13 protein-coding genes and 4 tRNA genes are annotated in these 15,516 nt (G+C 59.6%); 12 read left to right on the forward strand and 5 right to left on the reverse strand.

Features of this window, described 5'->3' with window-relative positions; genetic code table 11:
- Positions 1–39 precede the first annotated feature (39 nt).
- The 6 genes from alaS to J3P89_RS06540 all read left to right on the forward strand — a co-directional run bounded on the left by alaS (position 40) and on the right by J3P89_RS06540 (position 4,845).
- Positions 40–2,661, forward strand: coding sequence for an alanine--tRNA ligase (gene alaS, locus J3P89_RS06515; protein WP_434697058.1), 2,622 nt, complete (start codon positions 40–42; stop codon positions 2,659–2,661).
- Positions 2,662–2,744: 83 nt separating this feature from the next.
- Positions 2,745–3,986: an aspartate kinase gene (locus J3P89_RS06520; protein WP_305499355.1), complete on the forward strand. Its 1,242-nt coding sequence runs from the start codon at positions 2,745–2,747 to the stop codon at positions 3,984–3,986.
- Positions 3,987–4,171: 185 nt separating this feature from the next.
- Positions 4,172–4,360 carry a carbon storage regulator CsrA gene (gene csrA, locus J3P89_RS06525; RefSeq protein ID WP_003178872.1) on the forward strand — a complete coding sequence of 63 codons (189 nt, stop codon included), beginning with the start codon at positions 4,172–4,174 and terminating at the stop codon, positions 4,358–4,360.
- Between the two features lie 62 nt (positions 4,361–4,422).
- Positions 4,423–4,513, forward strand: a tRNA-Ser gene (locus J3P89_RS06530).
- Between the two features lie 106 nt (positions 4,514–4,619).
- Positions 4,620–4,696 (forward strand) — tRNA-Arg (locus J3P89_RS06535).
- A gap of 72 nt (positions 4,697–4,768) precedes the next feature.
- Positions 4,769–4,845 (forward strand) — tRNA-Arg (locus J3P89_RS06540).
- 47 nt (positions 4,846–4,892) lie between these two features.
- On the opposite strand, the gene J3P89_RS06545 is transcribed toward J3P89_RS06540, so the two are convergent.
- A complete protein-coding gene (locus J3P89_RS06545) occupies positions 4,893–5,378 on the reverse strand; it encodes a cell envelope protein SmpA (RefSeq protein WP_434697059.1) in 486 nt (161 codons plus the stop codon).
- Between the two features lie 321 nt (positions 5,379–5,699).
- Here J3P89_RS06545 and mgtE point away from each other — a divergent pair, with 321 nt between their 5' ends.
- Positions 5,700–7,142: a magnesium transporter gene (mgtE, locus tag J3P89_RS06550; RefSeq protein WP_434628968.1), complete on the forward strand. Its 1,443-nt coding sequence runs from the start codon at positions 5,700–5,702 to the stop codon at positions 7,140–7,142.
- A 159-nt stretch (positions 7,143–7,301) separates the two neighbouring features.
- Here the strand turns inward: mgtE and J3P89_RS06555 are convergent, their stop codons facing one another.
- Positions 7,302–7,628, reverse strand: coding sequence for an Arc family DNA-binding protein (locus J3P89_RS06555; protein WP_010226671.1), 327 nt, complete (start codon positions 7,626–7,628; stop codon positions 7,302–7,304).
- 528 nt (positions 7,629–8,156) lie between these two features.
- On the opposite strand from J3P89_RS06555, the gene J3P89_RS06560 reads away from it, so the two are divergent.
- The 5 genes from J3P89_RS06560 to J3P89_RS06580 all read left to right on the forward strand — a co-directional run bounded on the left by J3P89_RS06560 (position 8,157) and on the right by J3P89_RS06580 (position 13,701).
- Positions 8,157–8,233, forward strand: a tRNA-Arg gene (locus tag J3P89_RS06560).
- A gap of 165 nt (positions 8,234–8,398) precedes the next feature.
- Complete coding sequence (locus J3P89_RS06565; RefSeq protein WP_434656293.1) at positions 8,399–10,006, forward strand: response regulator; 1,608 nt, start codon at positions 8,399–8,401, stop codon at positions 10,004–10,006.
- Positions 9,999–10,691: a sensor histidine kinase gene (locus tag J3P89_RS06570; RefSeq protein ID WP_434697060.1), complete on the forward strand. Its 693-nt coding sequence runs from the start codon at positions 9,999–10,001 to the stop codon at positions 10,689–10,691. Before J3P89_RS06565 ends, J3P89_RS06570 begins: the two co-directional genes overlap by 8 nt.
- 330 nt (positions 10,692–11,021) lie before the next feature.
- Entirely contained in the window at positions 11,022–12,263 is a 1,242-nt protein-coding gene (locus tag J3P89_RS06575; RefSeq protein ID WP_434697953.1) for a glutamine synthetase family protein, read from the forward strand.
- A gap of 70 nt (positions 12,264–12,333) precedes the next feature.
- On the forward strand, positions 12,334–13,701 hold the full coding sequence (locus tag J3P89_RS06580; protein WP_434697061.1) for an MFS transporter: 1,368 nt from the start codon (positions 12,334–12,336) through the stop codon (positions 13,699–13,701).
- Positions 13,702–13,765: 64 nt separating this feature from the next.
- Here J3P89_RS06580 and J3P89_RS06585 read toward each other — a convergent pair whose 3' ends face one another.
- The 3 genes from J3P89_RS06585 to flgM form a co-directional block, all read right to left on the reverse strand.
- On the reverse strand, positions 13,766–14,512 hold the full coding sequence (locus tag J3P89_RS06585; protein WP_434601597.1) for a flagellar brake protein: 747 nt from the start codon (positions 14,510–14,512) through the stop codon (positions 13,766–13,768).
- Between the two features lie 92 nt (positions 14,513–14,604).
- A complete protein-coding gene (locus J3P89_RS06590) occupies positions 14,605–15,072 on the reverse strand; it encodes a flagella synthesis protein FlgN (RefSeq protein ID WP_434572372.1) in 468 nt (155 codons plus the stop codon).
- A 48-nt stretch (positions 15,073–15,120) separates the two neighbouring features.
- Positions 15,121–15,435, reverse strand: a complete 315-nt coding sequence (flgM, locus tag J3P89_RS06595) for a flagellar biosynthesis anti-sigma factor FlgM (protein WP_434628992.1) — start codon at positions 15,433–15,435, stop codon at positions 15,121–15,123.
- Between the last annotated feature and the right edge of the window lie 81 nt (positions 15,436–15,516).

A 15,516-nucleotide genomic window follows, 5' to 3' on the forward strand; every position in this document is an offset into this window, starting at 1 on the left:
TGCACAGGCCTTTGGCCGCAGCCTCCGTGGAAGAACCTAATGAAAAGCGCAGAAATCCGTGAAGCCTTCCTTCGCTTCTTCGAAGAGCAAGGCCACACCCGAGTAGCCTCCAGCTCTTTGATTCCGGGCAACGACCCGACCCTGCTGTTCACCAACGCGGGGATGAACCAGTTCAAGGACTGCTTCCTGGGCCAGGAAAAACGTGCCTACACCCGCGCGGTGAGCAGCCAGAAATGCGTGCGTGCCGGTGGCAAGCACAACGACCTGGAAAACGTCGGCTATACCGCTCGTCACCACACCTTTTTCGAAATGCTGGGTAACTTCAGCTTCGGTGACTATTTCAAGCGCGACGCCATCACCTTCGCCTGGACCTTCCTGACTTCCGAAAAGTGGCTGAACCTGCCGAAGGAAAAGCTCTGGGTCACGGTCTACGCCACCGACGACGAAGCCTACGACATCTGGACCAAAGAGGTCGGTGTCCCGGCTGAACGCATGGTGCGCATCGGCGACAACAAAGGCGCGCCTTACGCTTCCGACAACTTCTGGACCATGGGTGATACCGGCCCGTGCGGCCCTTGCACCGAGATTTTCTACGATCACGGCGCCGACATCTGGGGCGGCCCACCCGGCTCGCCGGAAGAAGACGGCGACCGCTACATCGAGATCTGGAACAACGTGTTCATGCAGTTCAACCGCACCGCCGACGGCGTGTTGCATCCGCTGCCGGCGCCGTCGGTAGACACCGGCATGGGCCTGGAGCGGATCAGTGCGGTGTTGCAGCACGTCCACTCCAACTACGAGATCGACCTGTTCCAGAGCCTGCTGGCCGCTTCGGCCAAGGCCATCGGTTGCACCAACGACAACCAGGCCTCGCTGAAAGTGGTGGCCGACCATATTCGTTCCTGCGGCTTCCTGATCGCCGACGGCGTGCTGCCTTCCAACGAAGGTCGCGGCTATGTGCTGCGCCGGATCATTCGTCGCGCCTGCCGTCACGGCAACAAGCTGGGCGCCAAGGGCAGCTTCTTCTATCAGATCGTCGCGGCGCTCGTGGCCGAGATGGGCGAGGCCTTTCCGGAACTCAAGACTCAGCAGGCGCACATCGAACGTGTCCTCAAGGGTGAAGAAGAGCAGTTCGCCAAGACCCTGGAGCAGGGCCTGAAGATTCTCGAGCAGGATCTGGCCGAGCTCAAGGGCAACGTGGTTCCCGGTGACGTGGTGTTCAAGCTGTACGATACCTATGGCTTCCCGATGGACCTGACCGGCGACATCGCCCGCGAACGCAACCTGACCCTCGACGAGGAAGGTTTCGAGCGCGAGATGGAAGCCCAGCGCGTGCGTGCGCGCTCCGCCAGTTCCTTCGGCATGGACTACAACAGCCTGGTCAAGGTTGGCGTGGCCACCGAATTTACCGGTTACGCCGCGACCACCGGCTCGGCCAAGATCGTGGCGATCTACAAGGACGGGCAATCGGTCGATATCCTGAGCGAAGGCCAGGAAGGCGTGATCGTGCTGGACACGACACCTTTCTACGCCGAGTCCGGCGGCCAGATCGGCGACAGCGGCTACTTGCAGGCGGGCAACTCGCGCTTCGATGTGCGTGACACCACCAAGACCGGCGGCGCGTTCCTGCACCACGGCGTGCTGGCCTCCGGCAGCCTGATGGTCGCAGCGCCCGTGGCCGCCCATGTCGACGCCGAGGTCCGTCACGCGACTGCGTTGAACCACTCCGCCACACACTTGCTGCACGCAGCGTTGCGCCAGGTGCTGGGCGAACACGTTCAGCAGAAGGGCTCGTTGGTGGACAGCCAGCGCCTGCGCTTCGACTTTAGCCATTTCGAAGCGATCAAGCCTGAGCAACTCAAGGCGCTGGAAGACATCGTCAACGCCGAGATCCGCAAGAACTCCCCGGTAGAGACCGAGGAAACCGACATCGAGACCGCCAAGCGCAAAGGCGCGATGGCGCTGTTCGGCGAGAAGTACGGCGACAACGTGCGCGTGCTGAGCATGGGCGATTTCTCGGTGGAACTGTGCGGTGGCATCCACGCCAATCGTACCGGCGACATCGGCCTGCTGAAGATCATCAGTGAAGGCGGCGTGGCCTCCGGTGTGCGGCGTATCGAGGCGGTCACTGGCGCTGCTGCGCTGGCCTACCTCAACGCGGCTGAAGAACAACTCAAGGAAGCGGCGAGCCTGATCAAGGGCAGCCGTGACAACCTGATCGACAAGCTGTCGGCTGTGCTGGAACGCAACCGCCTGCTGGAAAAGCAGCTTGAACAGTTGCAGGCCAAGGCTGCCAGCGCCGCGGGCGACGATCTGTCGGCCCAGGCGGTGGACGTCAAGGGCGTGAAGGTGCTGGCCGTGCGTCTCGACGGCCAGGACGGCAAGGCGCTGCTGGCGCTGGTCGATCAACTGAAAAACAAACTCGGCCGCGCAGTGATCCTGCTCGGCGGTGTCCATGAGGAAAAGGTCGTTCTCGTCGCAGGCGTGACCAAAGACCTGACTGGCCAACTCAAAGCCGGTGATTTGATGAAGCAGGCCGCTGCGGCAGTGGGCGGGAAGGGCGGTGGTCGTCCGGACATGGCGCAAGGCGGCGGTACCGACGCCAGCGCTCTGGACGCGGCACTGGCCCAGACCGTTGCATTTGTAGAGCAGGGCATTTAAGGCAGCGCCCCGGGTTCGCCAAGGCGGGCCCGGGCGCTGTCGAGATTATTTGGGCGCCCTTCATGGGCAGAGGCGGCTTTGAAATGGCTTTGATCGTACAGAAATTTGGAGGCACCTCGGTCGGCACCGTCGAGAGAATCGAACAAGTCGCCGACAAGGTTAAGAAATTCCGTGACGCTGGCGATGACCTGGTGGTCGTGCTGTCGGCAATGAGCGGCGAGACCAACCGTCTGATCGATCTGGCCAAGCAAATCAGCGGCGACCAGCAACCGGTCCCCCGTGAGCTGGACGTAATCGTTTCCACTGGCGAGCAGGTGACCATCGCCTTGCTGGCCATGGCGCTGATCAAGCGTGGCGTACCGGCGGTGTCCTACACCGGCAACCAGGTGCGTATCCTGACCGACAGTGCGCATAACAAAGCGCGTATCCTGCAGATCGACGACCAGAAGATTCGCGGTGACCTGAAGGCTGGCCGCGTCGTGGTTGTCGCCGGTTTCCAGGGCGTGGACGAGCACGGCAACATCACCACCCTCGGCCGTGGCGGTTCCGATACCACTGGCGTGGCCCTGGCGGCAGCCCTCAAGGCTGACGAATGCCAGATCTACACCGATGTGGATGGCGTCTACACCACCGATCCGCGGGTCGTGCCCGTGGCTCAGCGCCTGGACAAGATCACCTTCGAAGAGATGCTGGAAATGGCCAGCCTCGGTTCCAAGGTGTTGCAGATCCGCGCGGTAGAGTTCGCCGGCAAGTACAACGTTCCGCTGCGCGTTCTGCACAGCTTCAAGGAGGGTCCGGGCACCCTCATTACTATCGATGAAGAGGAATCCATGGAACAGCCGATCATTTCCGGCATCGCTTTCAACCGCGATGAAGCCAAGCTGACCATCCGTGGCGTGCCAGACACTCCCGGCGTGGCGTTCAAGATTCTCGGCCCGATCAGCGCGGCCAACATTGAAGTCGACATGATCGTGCAGAACGTCGCGCACGATAACACCACCGACTTCACCTTCACCGTGCACCGCAACGATTACCAGGCCGCTGAAACCGTTCTGAAAAAGACCGCTGGCGAGATTGGCGCTCGGGAAGTGGTGGGCGACACCAAGATCGCCAAGGTCTCGATCGTCGGCGTCGGCATGCGCTCTCATGCAGGCGTGGCCAGCCGCATGTTCGAATCGCTGGCCAAGGAAAGCATCAACATCCAGATGATCTCCACCTCGGAAATCAAGGTGTCGGTGGTGATCGAAGAGAAGTACCTGGAACTGGCCGTGCGCGCCCTGCACACGGCTTTTGAGCTCGACGCTGCGGCCCGACAGGGCGAGTAAGGCGTTGCCTTGAGGGCGCGGTTTCGACCGCGCCCTTTGTTTTTCCGGATGGCATGTCCCAAAACTGTTCTTTTGCGCCCGCTGGTCAATACTAGGCCTGTGGGCTGCGACCGTTTCGGTTGTAGGTGTCATGCCCTTTTTTTGCAGACTGTTGTTCCTGAACTGAATCGCGTGAGGAGAAAGGTATGCTGATTCTGACCCGTCGGTGCGCAGAGAGCCTGATTATTGGCGATGGCGAAATCACCGTGACCGTGCTCGGCGTCAAAGGAAACCAAGTGCGTATCGGCGTCAACGCGCCGAAAGAGGTCGCTGTGCACCGGGAGGAAATTTACCTGCGTATCAAGAAAGAGAAGGACGACGAACCAAGCCATTAATTTTTATCGATTTTTATGTTTGCAAACGGGGATGAAGGTGGTTAATATACGCCCCGTGTTGCGGAGAGCTGGCCGAGTGGCCGAAGGCGCTCCCCTGCTAAGGGAGTACACCTCAAAAGGGTGTCGGGGGTTCGAATCCCCCGTTCTCCGCCATTATTCGTTTAGTGCGCTGTCTCTGGCTTGATCGGTAAGTGTTTGAAATTACTGAAAAAAGCGCTTTACAAAAAGATTCGGCGACCTATAATGCGCGGCAACAAATGCACTCGTAGCTCAGCTGGATAGAGTACTCGGCTACGAACCGAGCGGTCACAGGTTCGAATCCTGTCGAGTGCACCATTTAAGAGTTGCTTGCAGCGATGCAAATAACTTGGCTACAACCAGTTGTGATCTGGTATAAAACCACAACTTGCACTCGTAGCTCAGCTGGATAGAGTACTCGGCTACGAACCGAGCGGTCACAGGTTCGAATCCTGTCGAGTGCACCAAACACCAAAAAGCCTGCGTTCAACGCGGGCTTTTTGCTGTCTGGGATTTAACGTTTCACGCAGCCTTTTCCATCGAACGCGACCTCGGTGCTGCGGCCGTTCCTCTTTTTGTAGGTATAGCGCGTGTTCGAATTCCGCACCTTGATCGTGTCGGGCCTGCCGAGTGCGCTCTCCACGTCTTGCTGGCTCATGCCAGCGATTACCCGCCGATCCATGATTGCCTCCCGGCGCTGACTGGCGTCGATCAGATTCCCGCAGTCGTCCTCCAACTGGCCAACGATGGTCGGTGCCTTGCGTCTGTTTGTGTTGCCGGATGTTTTCAGCGGCTGCGCTTCCGGCAGCAGCGGTGCGACGTGGCCTGGGTTGAATGAGTTTATTTGCTGTACGGACAGGATCTCCCCGGACGGGCAGCTCAGGCTCGTGAACGTCACCTGCCCGGCGCCGTTTTCGCAGCGATGCACGGTTTGTGCGACGCTCCAGAGAGGCAAGCAGGCTAAGGCGGCGAGTGGAAACAGACAGCGGTTTGCGAGCATCCGGGCTTCCTCCTTGACCGTTGGTAAAGAAGGGTAGCCGCTACATTTGCGCCGCAGCGTGTGTTTTCTTTTCAGAATAAGTCGTCGTAAATGCAGAGGTTCAGCCTGTGTTCAGGTTTGTCTCGCAAGCGCTTGTTCTTGCCACGATTTTTTAACGTTCTAGAGCGTCAAGCGGTGTATGATTGCGGCCGTCAGCCCCGCCGGGGCTTTGGAATATCTTCATGGACTTACCCAGTAGTTACTCAATATCGCGTTTTACCAATCATGAATTGACTGATTGATCCTTCCGGCGTGCTCCACTGCTGGGAGTGGAGTTCGCCTATGACCGAAGTAGAAGTAAAAAAAACGCAGGAAAGCCTTCAGGATCGCCTCGCTCAAGTCGTTGAGCTGCTGCATCGTCAGCGGGTCGTGGAAGACCTGACGCATCGCCAGGAAGGCCCTCATTCCGATCGGGTCGGGAACCTGGTCCACCGGCAGAATCTCGTCGAGTTGCAGCGCAAGCTCGATGACCTGCACTCGGCCGACGTCGCCTACATCCTCGAAGCCTTGCCACTGGAAGAACGTCTGACAGTCTGGCAACTGGTCCAGGCCGATCGCGACGGTGACATCCTGCTGGAAGTGTCCGACTCGGTTCGTGAAACCCTGATCGCCGACATGGATGATCACGAGCTGCTGGCGGCGGCCAAGGAGATGGACGCCGACGAGCTCGCCGACCTCGCCCCCGAACTGCCGCGCGACGTTGTCCATGAGCTGATGGAAGCCCTTGATGGGCAACAGCGCGAGCGTGTGCGCTCGGCGTTGTCCTACGACGAGGAGCAAGTCGGTGCGCTGATGGACTTCGAGATGGTGACGATCCGCGAGGACGTCAGCCTTGAAGTGGTCTTGCGTTACCTGCGTCGCCTCAAGGAGCTCCCGGGGCATACCGACAAACTTTTCGTGGTTGATTACGACGGCGTGCTCACCGGCGTGCTGCCGATCAAGCGGCTGCTCGTCAATGACCCGGAGAAGCAGGTTGCCGAGGTCATGGCCAGCGACACTGTGAGTTTCCATCCCGACGAAAATGCCTACGACGCGGCTCAGGCATTCGAGCGTTATGACTTGATTTCCGCGCCGGTGGTGGACAAGAACGGCAAACTGATTGGCCGTCTCACCATCGACGAAATGGTTGACCTGATTCGTGAGGAAAGCGAAAGCGAAGTCCTCAGCATGGCCGGTCTGCGAGAAGAGGAAGACATCTTCGCTTCGGTGTGGAGATCCCTGCGCAACCGTTGGGCCTGGCTGGCGGTCAATCTGGTTACGGCGTTTGTCGCTTCTCGCGTCATCGGCCTGTTCGAAGGCTCCATCGAGAAACTGGTAGCGCTGGCGGCGTTGATGCCTATCGTAGCCGGCATTGGCGGCAACTCTGGCAACCAGACCATCACCATGATCGTTCGCGCCATGGCGCTGGACCAGGTCAGCACCGGCAATACTTCGCGATTGATGCGCAAGGAGCTGGCTGTGGCATTGATCAACGGCGTGATCTGGGGCGGCGTGATCGGCGTGGTGGCGTACCTGCTATACGGCAGTTGGTCGCTGGGTGTGGTGATGACCGCGGCGATGACGCTCAATCTGCTGCTGGCGGCGTTGATGGGGGTATTGATCCCGATGACCCTGGCCCGCCTGGGGCGCGACCCGGCAATGGGCGCCAGCGTGATGATTACCGCCATGACGGACAGTGGAGGGTTCTTCATCTTCCTGGGCCTGGCGACGATTTTCCTGCTCTGAATGGCTCCTCAAAAAGCCCGCTTGATTGGCGTAATGCTGTTCACTTAAGGCAACCGACGAACCCGTGGCGAGGGAGCAAGCTCCCTCGCCACGGGTACTTCATTTTTTTCAAGTGAAAAAAAAGCCAGCACAAGGCTGGCTTTAATAATTGGGTGGTGATCAGGACGCGTCTGCGGCCATTTCTGCGTCGTGGGCAATCAGCGAAACGAGGGCGTTCTGCTGACGATGGGAAAGTTGTCGGAAGCGTTGAAGCAACTCGCGCTCGTGCAACGACAGCTCAGGGCTGTCCAGGCGCATGCTCAACTCTTCACCCAGTGCCCCTTCCTGAATCAGGCTTTGCTCAAGGCGCGCGATGATTTCGGAGTTCATGCTGCGGTGATGATTACGAGCCACCTCGGCAATGCGTTCCCGCATTCCGTCTGGCAGACGCACGACGAACTTGTCAGCCGTACGGCTGGAATAAATTGCCTGTTTCATTGGGCGCATATTTATTTAACCGGTTAGTTCAGGGGAGCGGTTCTCGGGATTGGCCGCAGGATGTCGATAGGACAAGGTCCGCAGCCAAATGTTCAACCTGAATTGTTAAGAGGCCCGCATGATGCCTCAAAATTGCCAGATCATTGGCGCCAATTCTGTGACAAATTCTGATCCGGGTAAAGGCGTTATGCCAGCACCCTTCGTCAAAAAATGCGGACTGGTTTGAAAAAACATACAGGTTCCGCATTTGTGACCACTGCATCGTGTCGTTGTGCCATACCGTTTGGCGGATAACCGCTACGGAGCACAATGGCGACTGTCCTTGCTTTGTATAGGATAGTGGCAAAATGCCGATTTACTAGGCCGACGAGCCGGGGATGGATGAATGGTGGCTGAATTCGCCAGGTCTGTGCTCTGCGCAGCGGCCCAGCCGCACCATTTGCCTACACTTATCAGGCAACGACGACATGACAAACGCGAGAGCGGCCGTTAACATGCACGCCGTCCAACGCACCGCGTTTCTCGCGGTCGACCCGTGTCTCAGTAGCTCAATTGGATAGAGCATCCCCCTCCTAAGGGGAAGGTTGGCAGTTCGAACCTGCCCTGGGACACCATTTTTCGCACCAGCCCCCCAACGCCGATCTACTCTCCCTTAACGGAACGCCATCTGCTGCCGATAACCCGATGAGTCTCCTTTCCTGACGTCCCGGCGTTGTGGAGCGGTGTTTCGTTTGTTTCGCCATTGAGTTCATTTTTTCTTATTTGCCTGGACATCCTCGATGCTGGCGTACCACCAAAAAAGTTTTCTGATCGTCGATGATTTCTCGGATTTCCGCAGTTCCGTCCGGTCCATGTTGCGGGAGCTGGGCGTCAAGGACGTGGATACCGCCGATACCGGTGAAGTGGCCCTGCGCATGTGCTCGCAGAAGCGCTACGACTTTATCCTGCAGGATTATCACCTGGGCGACGGGCGCAAGAATGGCCAGCAGGTGCTGGAAGACCTGATGGTCGAGAAGCTGATCAGCCATGAAAGTGTGTTCCTCATGGTGACCGCCGAGACCAGCCAGGCGATGGTGCTCAGTGCCCTGGAACATGAGCCGGATGCGTACCTGACCAAGCCGTTCAATCGCTCCGGCCTGGCCCAGCGGTTGGAGCGGCTCGAGCAGCGCAAGACCTTGCTCAAGCCGATCCTGCAAGCCCTTGACCGTGGCAAGCCGATGGAGGTGCTCAATGCCTGTATCGCCCTTTGCAAGCAGGACCCTCGCTACGGGCCGCTGTGCCTGCGTTATCGCGCCGATGCGTTACGCGACCTGAATCAGAACGAGGCCCTTGAACGTTTGTACAACTCCATCATCGCGGATCGTCCGTTGCCTTGGGCGTACGCGGGGCTGGGGAAGCTGCTGTTCAAGCGCGGGCAGGTGGGCGAGGCCAAGGCTGTCTATGAAAAAGCCTTGAAAGCTTTTCCGATGATGCCCGCCCTGTACGACGGCATGGCCGATGTGCTGGTGGCCGAAGGTGATACGAAGCAGGCGCAAAACGTGCTGGAAGAGGCGGTGCGCCTGTCGCCCCTGGCGGTGCGCCGGCAAGCGCTGCTGGGCAAGCTGGCAATGACCAACGAAGATTACGACACCGCGTCGAGAGCCTACCGCCAGGCGGTGGGGCAGGGCGCGCAGTCGCGCTTCAAGGACCCGGAAACCAACCTCGGCCTTGCCCATGCGCTGATCAGCAAGGGCAGCGAGAAAGGCCTGGATACCCGCACTCGCCTGGAAATCAACACGACGCTCAGCGCCGTGGCCAAGGAAAACCCCAGCGATCCGGGGCTGCAAGTCCGGGCGCGGCTGATGAAGGCCACGAGCCTGTTGCTCAACGATGCCGAAACCGCCGAGAAGCTCACCGAGCAGGCGTTGCAGCGCCTCGACGGCATGGAGCAATTCATGAGCGCCGAAGCCGCCTTGCTGGTGGCCAAGCAGTTGCAGATGCTTGGGCAGACTAGCGCCGGCGAGTCGATGCTGAAGAACTGCGCGGAAATCTACGGCGATGATCCGACAGTGATGCAAGGCATCGCCAAGCTCACCGATGACCCGAACATTCTCAATCAGGGCAACGCCGCCGCCGAGCTGAACCGTGAAGGTGTGCGCGTCTACAAGACCGGCGCCTTGCCCGAGGCGCGAGAGCTGTTCCGGCGCGCCCTGAAGCTGCAACCAAAAAACATCAGTATTGCCCTGAACATGGCGCAATCCCTGCTGCACGGCACCGATACCAGCGTCGAATCGGAGCTGCTCCAGGAATGTCGCGCCTGCCTGAAACTGGTGGGCATGATGCCCGATACCGATGCGCGTTTTGCGCGCTATCAGAAACTGCGAAGCAAGGCATTTGGCGATGAATGACAGCGAACAGGCTCTCGATTTTTCCACGGTGATTGCATCTACCGTGCACGATATGAAGAACTCCCTGACCTTGCTCATGCAGGCTCATACGCAATGGCTCGAGCGTTTGCCGGAGTCCGAGCGGCAGACTTCGGAGCAGGGCGTGATGGACTTCGAGTTCGCCCACCTCAACGGCCTGCTGGTGCAACTGCTGGGGCTGTACAAACTGGGGGTCAACCAGTTGCCGTTGCATCCGGCCTATCATGAGTTGGATGACTTCATCGAAGCGCAGCTGGCCGGCCATCAGGACGTGTTCCGCAGCCGCGGAATCATGGCCACCTACGAAGTCGACCCGCTGAGTCCGCTGGGCTTTTTTGATCGTGAGTTGATTGCCTCGGTGCTCGACAACATGATCAACAACGCGATTCGCCATGCTCGGCAGACGCTCTTGATCAGCGTGAGCGACGAGGCCGGGCAACTGGTATTGACCATCAATGACGACGGCGAAGGCTATCCAGCTGCGATGATCGAGCGTCAGGCCGAGTATGTGCAGGGCATCAACCACAGCTCCGGCAGCACCGGCCTGGGCCTGTATTTCGCCGCGAGGATCGCCGGTCTGCATCAGCGGGGTGGCTTGAGCGGGCGTACCGAGATTGCCAATGGCGGCGTGCTGGGCGGCGGGGTATTCAGGCTTTATCTGCCCTGAACAAAACCTCTCGCAACACTTCCCTCACCTGTGGGAGCGAGCCCGCTCGCGAAGGCGTCCGCCCATTCGATACTGAGTTGGCTGATCCACCGCCTTCGCGAGCAGGCTCGCTCCCACAGTTGTTTCAGTAGCAGCTGTTTATTTTTGTAGCTGCTTGATATTCCGAACAGCTGGAGCCTATTTTGTACGGGTTGCCGTTCGCGGCTCGCACATAACAAGGATTGCGTCATGACGACCGATGGCCAGCGTTCACTCGCACAGCGACTGACGGGCATTGATGAGATTGAATGTGTCACGCCGGATTTGAATGGCGTGCCGCGAGGCAAGGTGATGACCGCCGAGGGCTTCCTCGAAGGCCGGCGGTTGCAGATGGCGCGGGGCGTGCTGCTGCAATGCATCATGGGCGGTTACCCGCCGTCGCGTTTTTATGGCAGCGATGATGGCGACCTGGCGCTGGTGGCCGATCCGAAACAGATCCATCGCTTGCCATGGAGTCATCCGCCCCGTGCCCTGGCGATTTGCGACGCCGACGAGCTCAGCGGGGAGAGCTCGCCGCTGTCGACCCGTGGTCAGCTCAAGGCTGTGATAGCGCGCTATGCGGCGCTTGGGCTGGCGCCGGTCGTCGCGACGGAACTGGAGTTTTTTGTCTTCGCAGCCAATCCGGATCCGACCCAGCCGTTCCGACCGCCGGTGGGCCTGGACGGACGCCGCGAAGACGGCCAGTCGGCGTTCAGCGTCAGCTCCAACAATGGCTTGCGCCCGTTCTTCACTGAAGTCTACGAATGCATGGCGGCGTTGGGTTTGCCGCGCGATACGTTCATGCATGAAATGGGCGTGAGCCAGTTCGAAATCAATCTGCTGCATGGCGACCCTCTGTTGCTGGCCGACCAGACGTTCCTGTTCAAGCACTTGCTCAAGGAAGTGGCGCTCAAGCACGGCCTGACGGTGGTCTGCATGGCCAAGCCCCTGGCGCAGACGCCAGGCAGTTCGATGCACATTCACCAGAGCGTCGTCGAGCTGGACAGTGGGCGGAATGTATTCAGCGACGAGGCGGGCGAGCCAACGGCTGTTTTCCGTCACTTCATTGGTGGGCAGCAGGCCGGCATGGCGGATTTCACCGCACTGTTCGCGCCGAACGTGAATTCCTACCACCGCTTGTGCCACCCGTTTGCTTCGCCAAACAACGCCTGTTGGTCCCATGACAATCGTTCGGCCGGGTTGCGCATTCCGGCCAGTTCGCCGGCGGCCCGACGGGTCGAGAACCGCTTGCCGGGGGCTGACGCCAACCCGTACCTGGCGATCGCGGCGAGCCTGGCGGCCGGGCTGCATGGCATCGAAAACCGGCTGGAGCCAAGCGCCGCAATCCAGGGCGAATTCGAAGTGCCGGAGAATCTCTCCCTGCCATGTACCTTGCATGCGGCCCTTGAGCGTCTCAAGCGTAGCCACTTGGCGAAGGAACTGTTCGGCAGCGAGTTCATCGAAGGTTACATCGCGTCGAAGAGCCTGGAACTGACCAGTTTCTTTGACGAGATCACGCCTTGGGAGCGGCGCGTCCTGGCGGCCCAGGCATAACCAACCGTCGCATTCGGGCTATCTTCAGAAGATAGCCCTCACTCACCTCAAGGAGCCGCTCGGAACGCCGATGCGCCAAATCTGGAAACCTTTTCGAGCGCTTTATTTCGCCTCGCTGATGATGCTCATCGGCTCGGGCCTCCTGAGTACGTACCTGGCCTTGCGTCTGGCTGCCGACAACGTCGACAGCCTGTGGGTCGGTGCGCTGATGGCCGCCAACTATTTCGGCCTGGTGCTGGGCGGCAAAATCGGCCATCGGCTGATCGCCCGGGTCGGGCATATTCGCGCCTATTCGGCGTGCGCCGGGATCGTCGGCGCGGCGGTATTGGGCCACGGCCTGGTGAACTGGCTGCCGGCCTGGATCGTGCTGCGGATGATTGTCGGTCTCGGGATGATGTGCCAGTACATGGTCATCGAGAGCTGGCTCAACGAGCAGGCGGAGGCCAAGCAGCGCGGGGTGGTGTTCAGCGGCTACATGATCGCCTCGTACCTGGGGCTGGTGCTGGGCCAGCTGATTCTGGTCATGCACCCGGCCCTGGGCCTGGAGCTGCTGATGCTGGTGGCGTTGTGTTTCGCCCTGTGCCTGGTGCCCGTGGCGCTGACTCGGCGGATTCACCCGGCGCCGCTGCATCCGGCACCGATGGAGCCGCGCTTCTTTATCAAACGCGTGCCGCAATCGTTGACCACGGTGCTTGGCTCGGGGCTGATCGTCGGTTCCTTCTACGGCCTGGCGCCGCTGTACGCTTCCCAGCAGGGGCTTACTACCGAGCAGGTCGGTCTGTTCATGGGTAGCTGCATCTTTGCCGGCCTGCTGGTGCAGTGGCCGCTGGGTTGGCTGTCGGATCGTTATGATCGTGCGCTGCTGATCCGCTGCTTCGCGCTGATCCTGGTGGTGTGCGCGTTACCACTGGCGATCCTGTCGAAGGTGCCGGTGGAGGTCCTGTTCATCGCGGGATTCTGCTGTTCGCTGGTGCAGTTCTGTTTGTATCCGTTGGCGGTGGCGTTTTCCAACGACCACGTCGAAGGCGATCGCCGAGTGTCGCTTACGGCCATGTTGCTGGTGACTTACGGCGTGGGAGCCAGTATCGGTCCGTTGGCGGCCGGGGTGCTGATGAAGCTGTTCGGTAGCCAGATGTTGTACGGATTTTTCGCCTTGTTCGCTTTGGTGCTGGTGTGGCGGATCCGGCCGAAAGCGGTCACCAACCTGCATCAGGTCGATGATGCGCCGCTGCACCACGTGGCCATGCCGGACAACATGACCAGCTCACCCTTGGTGGCGTGCCTCGACCCTCGGGTAGACGAGCAGGTTGTCCAGGATCAGATGCAGACCTCGCCCAACCCTGACGTGGAGCCTGAGCCTGAGCCGGAATTGGAGCCGGTCACCGAAGGCGCGGAAGACGAACCGCCACCTTCGGATTTCACCCGGGCCAGGCCTTGAAGCGGCGATAAAAAAACGGGCAACCCTTGCAAGGGATTGCCCGTTTTTTATCGCCCGCGAAAAATCAGAAATCGTCTTTGTCGAACCGCCGGGCTTCACGCTGCAATTGATACACGAAGCGTTCGACCTGGCGCTGCACCAGGCCGCTGATGTTGTGAAAGCGCACGCCGGCGAAGGTGGTATTGATCCGCTCTTCAAAATGCAGGTAGCGCAGTTCGACCGGCGCGGTCATGTTGCCGAAGGGCAGGGCGGCGACAAAGCGTTCGTAGACCTGGCCCAGTTGCAGGCGTGCGGTAATGTCGCCATCGAAGCGCAGCTTGCAGCCGGTTGCGGAGATATCCAGCAGTTTGCCGTTCACCGGTGACTTGAGCTTGTCGCCACCCAGTTCAACATTCACCAGTTGCGCCAGTTTCAGTGCGGCCCGGAAGGCGTTGCGGCGCTGGTGGTAAACCACTTCTTCAGGCAGGGCGCCGCGGTAGCAGCGGCCGTCCTTCGAGTCCTGGATGGTCAGCGGACCGTTGCCTTCCCACGCAATGCGCACGCCGTCGTGAAAACCCTCGACCCGAAACGGCTCGCCGGCCAGCAGGAAACGCTCGCCGTCCCGTGGGATCATTTCGTCCAGGGCGATGGTGTTGGTCTCGCGATCGACATCCACCAGGTAGCTCTGGAAACGCTGGGTGCGCTCATGAAAGGTAATGATCAGGGGGTCGTGGCTCTCTTGCAGCATCCGCAGGTTGCCGGAGATTTCCAAGGGGGTGGTGAGGACCATGGGCGGCTGCGGAGCATCATCCGCGTTTGTGGCATTGAACACGGTGGGTCAATCTCCAGGCAAAATACGACTACAAAGAGCCAGCATTTTGCCAGCATGTATCGCGCGTTGATAGTGCGCAGGCATCGTTCGTTTCACGCCTGGCTGAGCGGACGGTGCTTGACCATTTTTGCGGTCGAACCGCGAGCGTCGTAGAGCGTCGGGATTTCGCCGCCATTGAGGATCCGCAACTGGTTGGCGGTAGCGACTTGCTGCATCTGGATGGATTGACCGTTGCGGGCGTTGGCGGCCTGACACTGGCTGAGCAGGTCATTGAGCACCGCGCTTTGCGACAACAGCTGATCGCCAACCGACGACTGGCTGGCCAGTTGCGCGAGGCCGTTGTTGTCAGCGGGCAGGTTGAGGCTGGCGAGAATCTCGCTGCGCTTGCGGCCATGCTGATCGAGCAAAATGATCAATGCCTGTTTCTGCGCCAGAAGATTTTCCAGCAGAGGCATATCCCGCCCGTGCAATGCCAGGGCTTCGGTCTGCAACAGCTCCAGCAATTGTTGCGCCGGGGCAAAGTCGTCGATGATCAATTGCAACAAATTAGTATCGTGCATGGCTGGCCTTGGGTCTTAAGCGTCCAAAAGCCTGGCGCTGGCATCAGCCTAGCGCTGGGCTTCGAAGTTGAGCAGTTTGCTGGCTACACGGTTGCTGTCGACTTTATAGCTGCCATCGGCGATTGCTGCTTTCAACTGCGCCACGCGGGCGTCGTCGACGACAGGTTGATCGCGCAGCTTGTCAGTGACCTTCTGCAACTGCTGAGCCTCATTGCTGAGGTGTACCGACTCCCCGTTGTTGACAGTGACGGCCTTGTCAGCTGGCTTGGACTTGTCGGTTTCGACGGTTTCCTTGCTGGCGCCAGTGCGCGTTGTGCCTGTCAGCGGCGAGGAGCTGTTTAAACGATTGAAATCGATGACCATGGTAAAAAACCTCTGGGTATTTGGACGCTTGCCATGTTTTCGGCCATTCCCAAAATAACTTTAGGCTCATTTATCAAATGA

Origin of the sequence: Pseudomonas sp. Z1-14 (genome assembly GCF_051132005.1) — a bacterium.
Lineage (GTDB): Bacteria > Pseudomonadota > Gammaproteobacteria > Pseudomonadales > Pseudomonadaceae > Aquipseudomonas.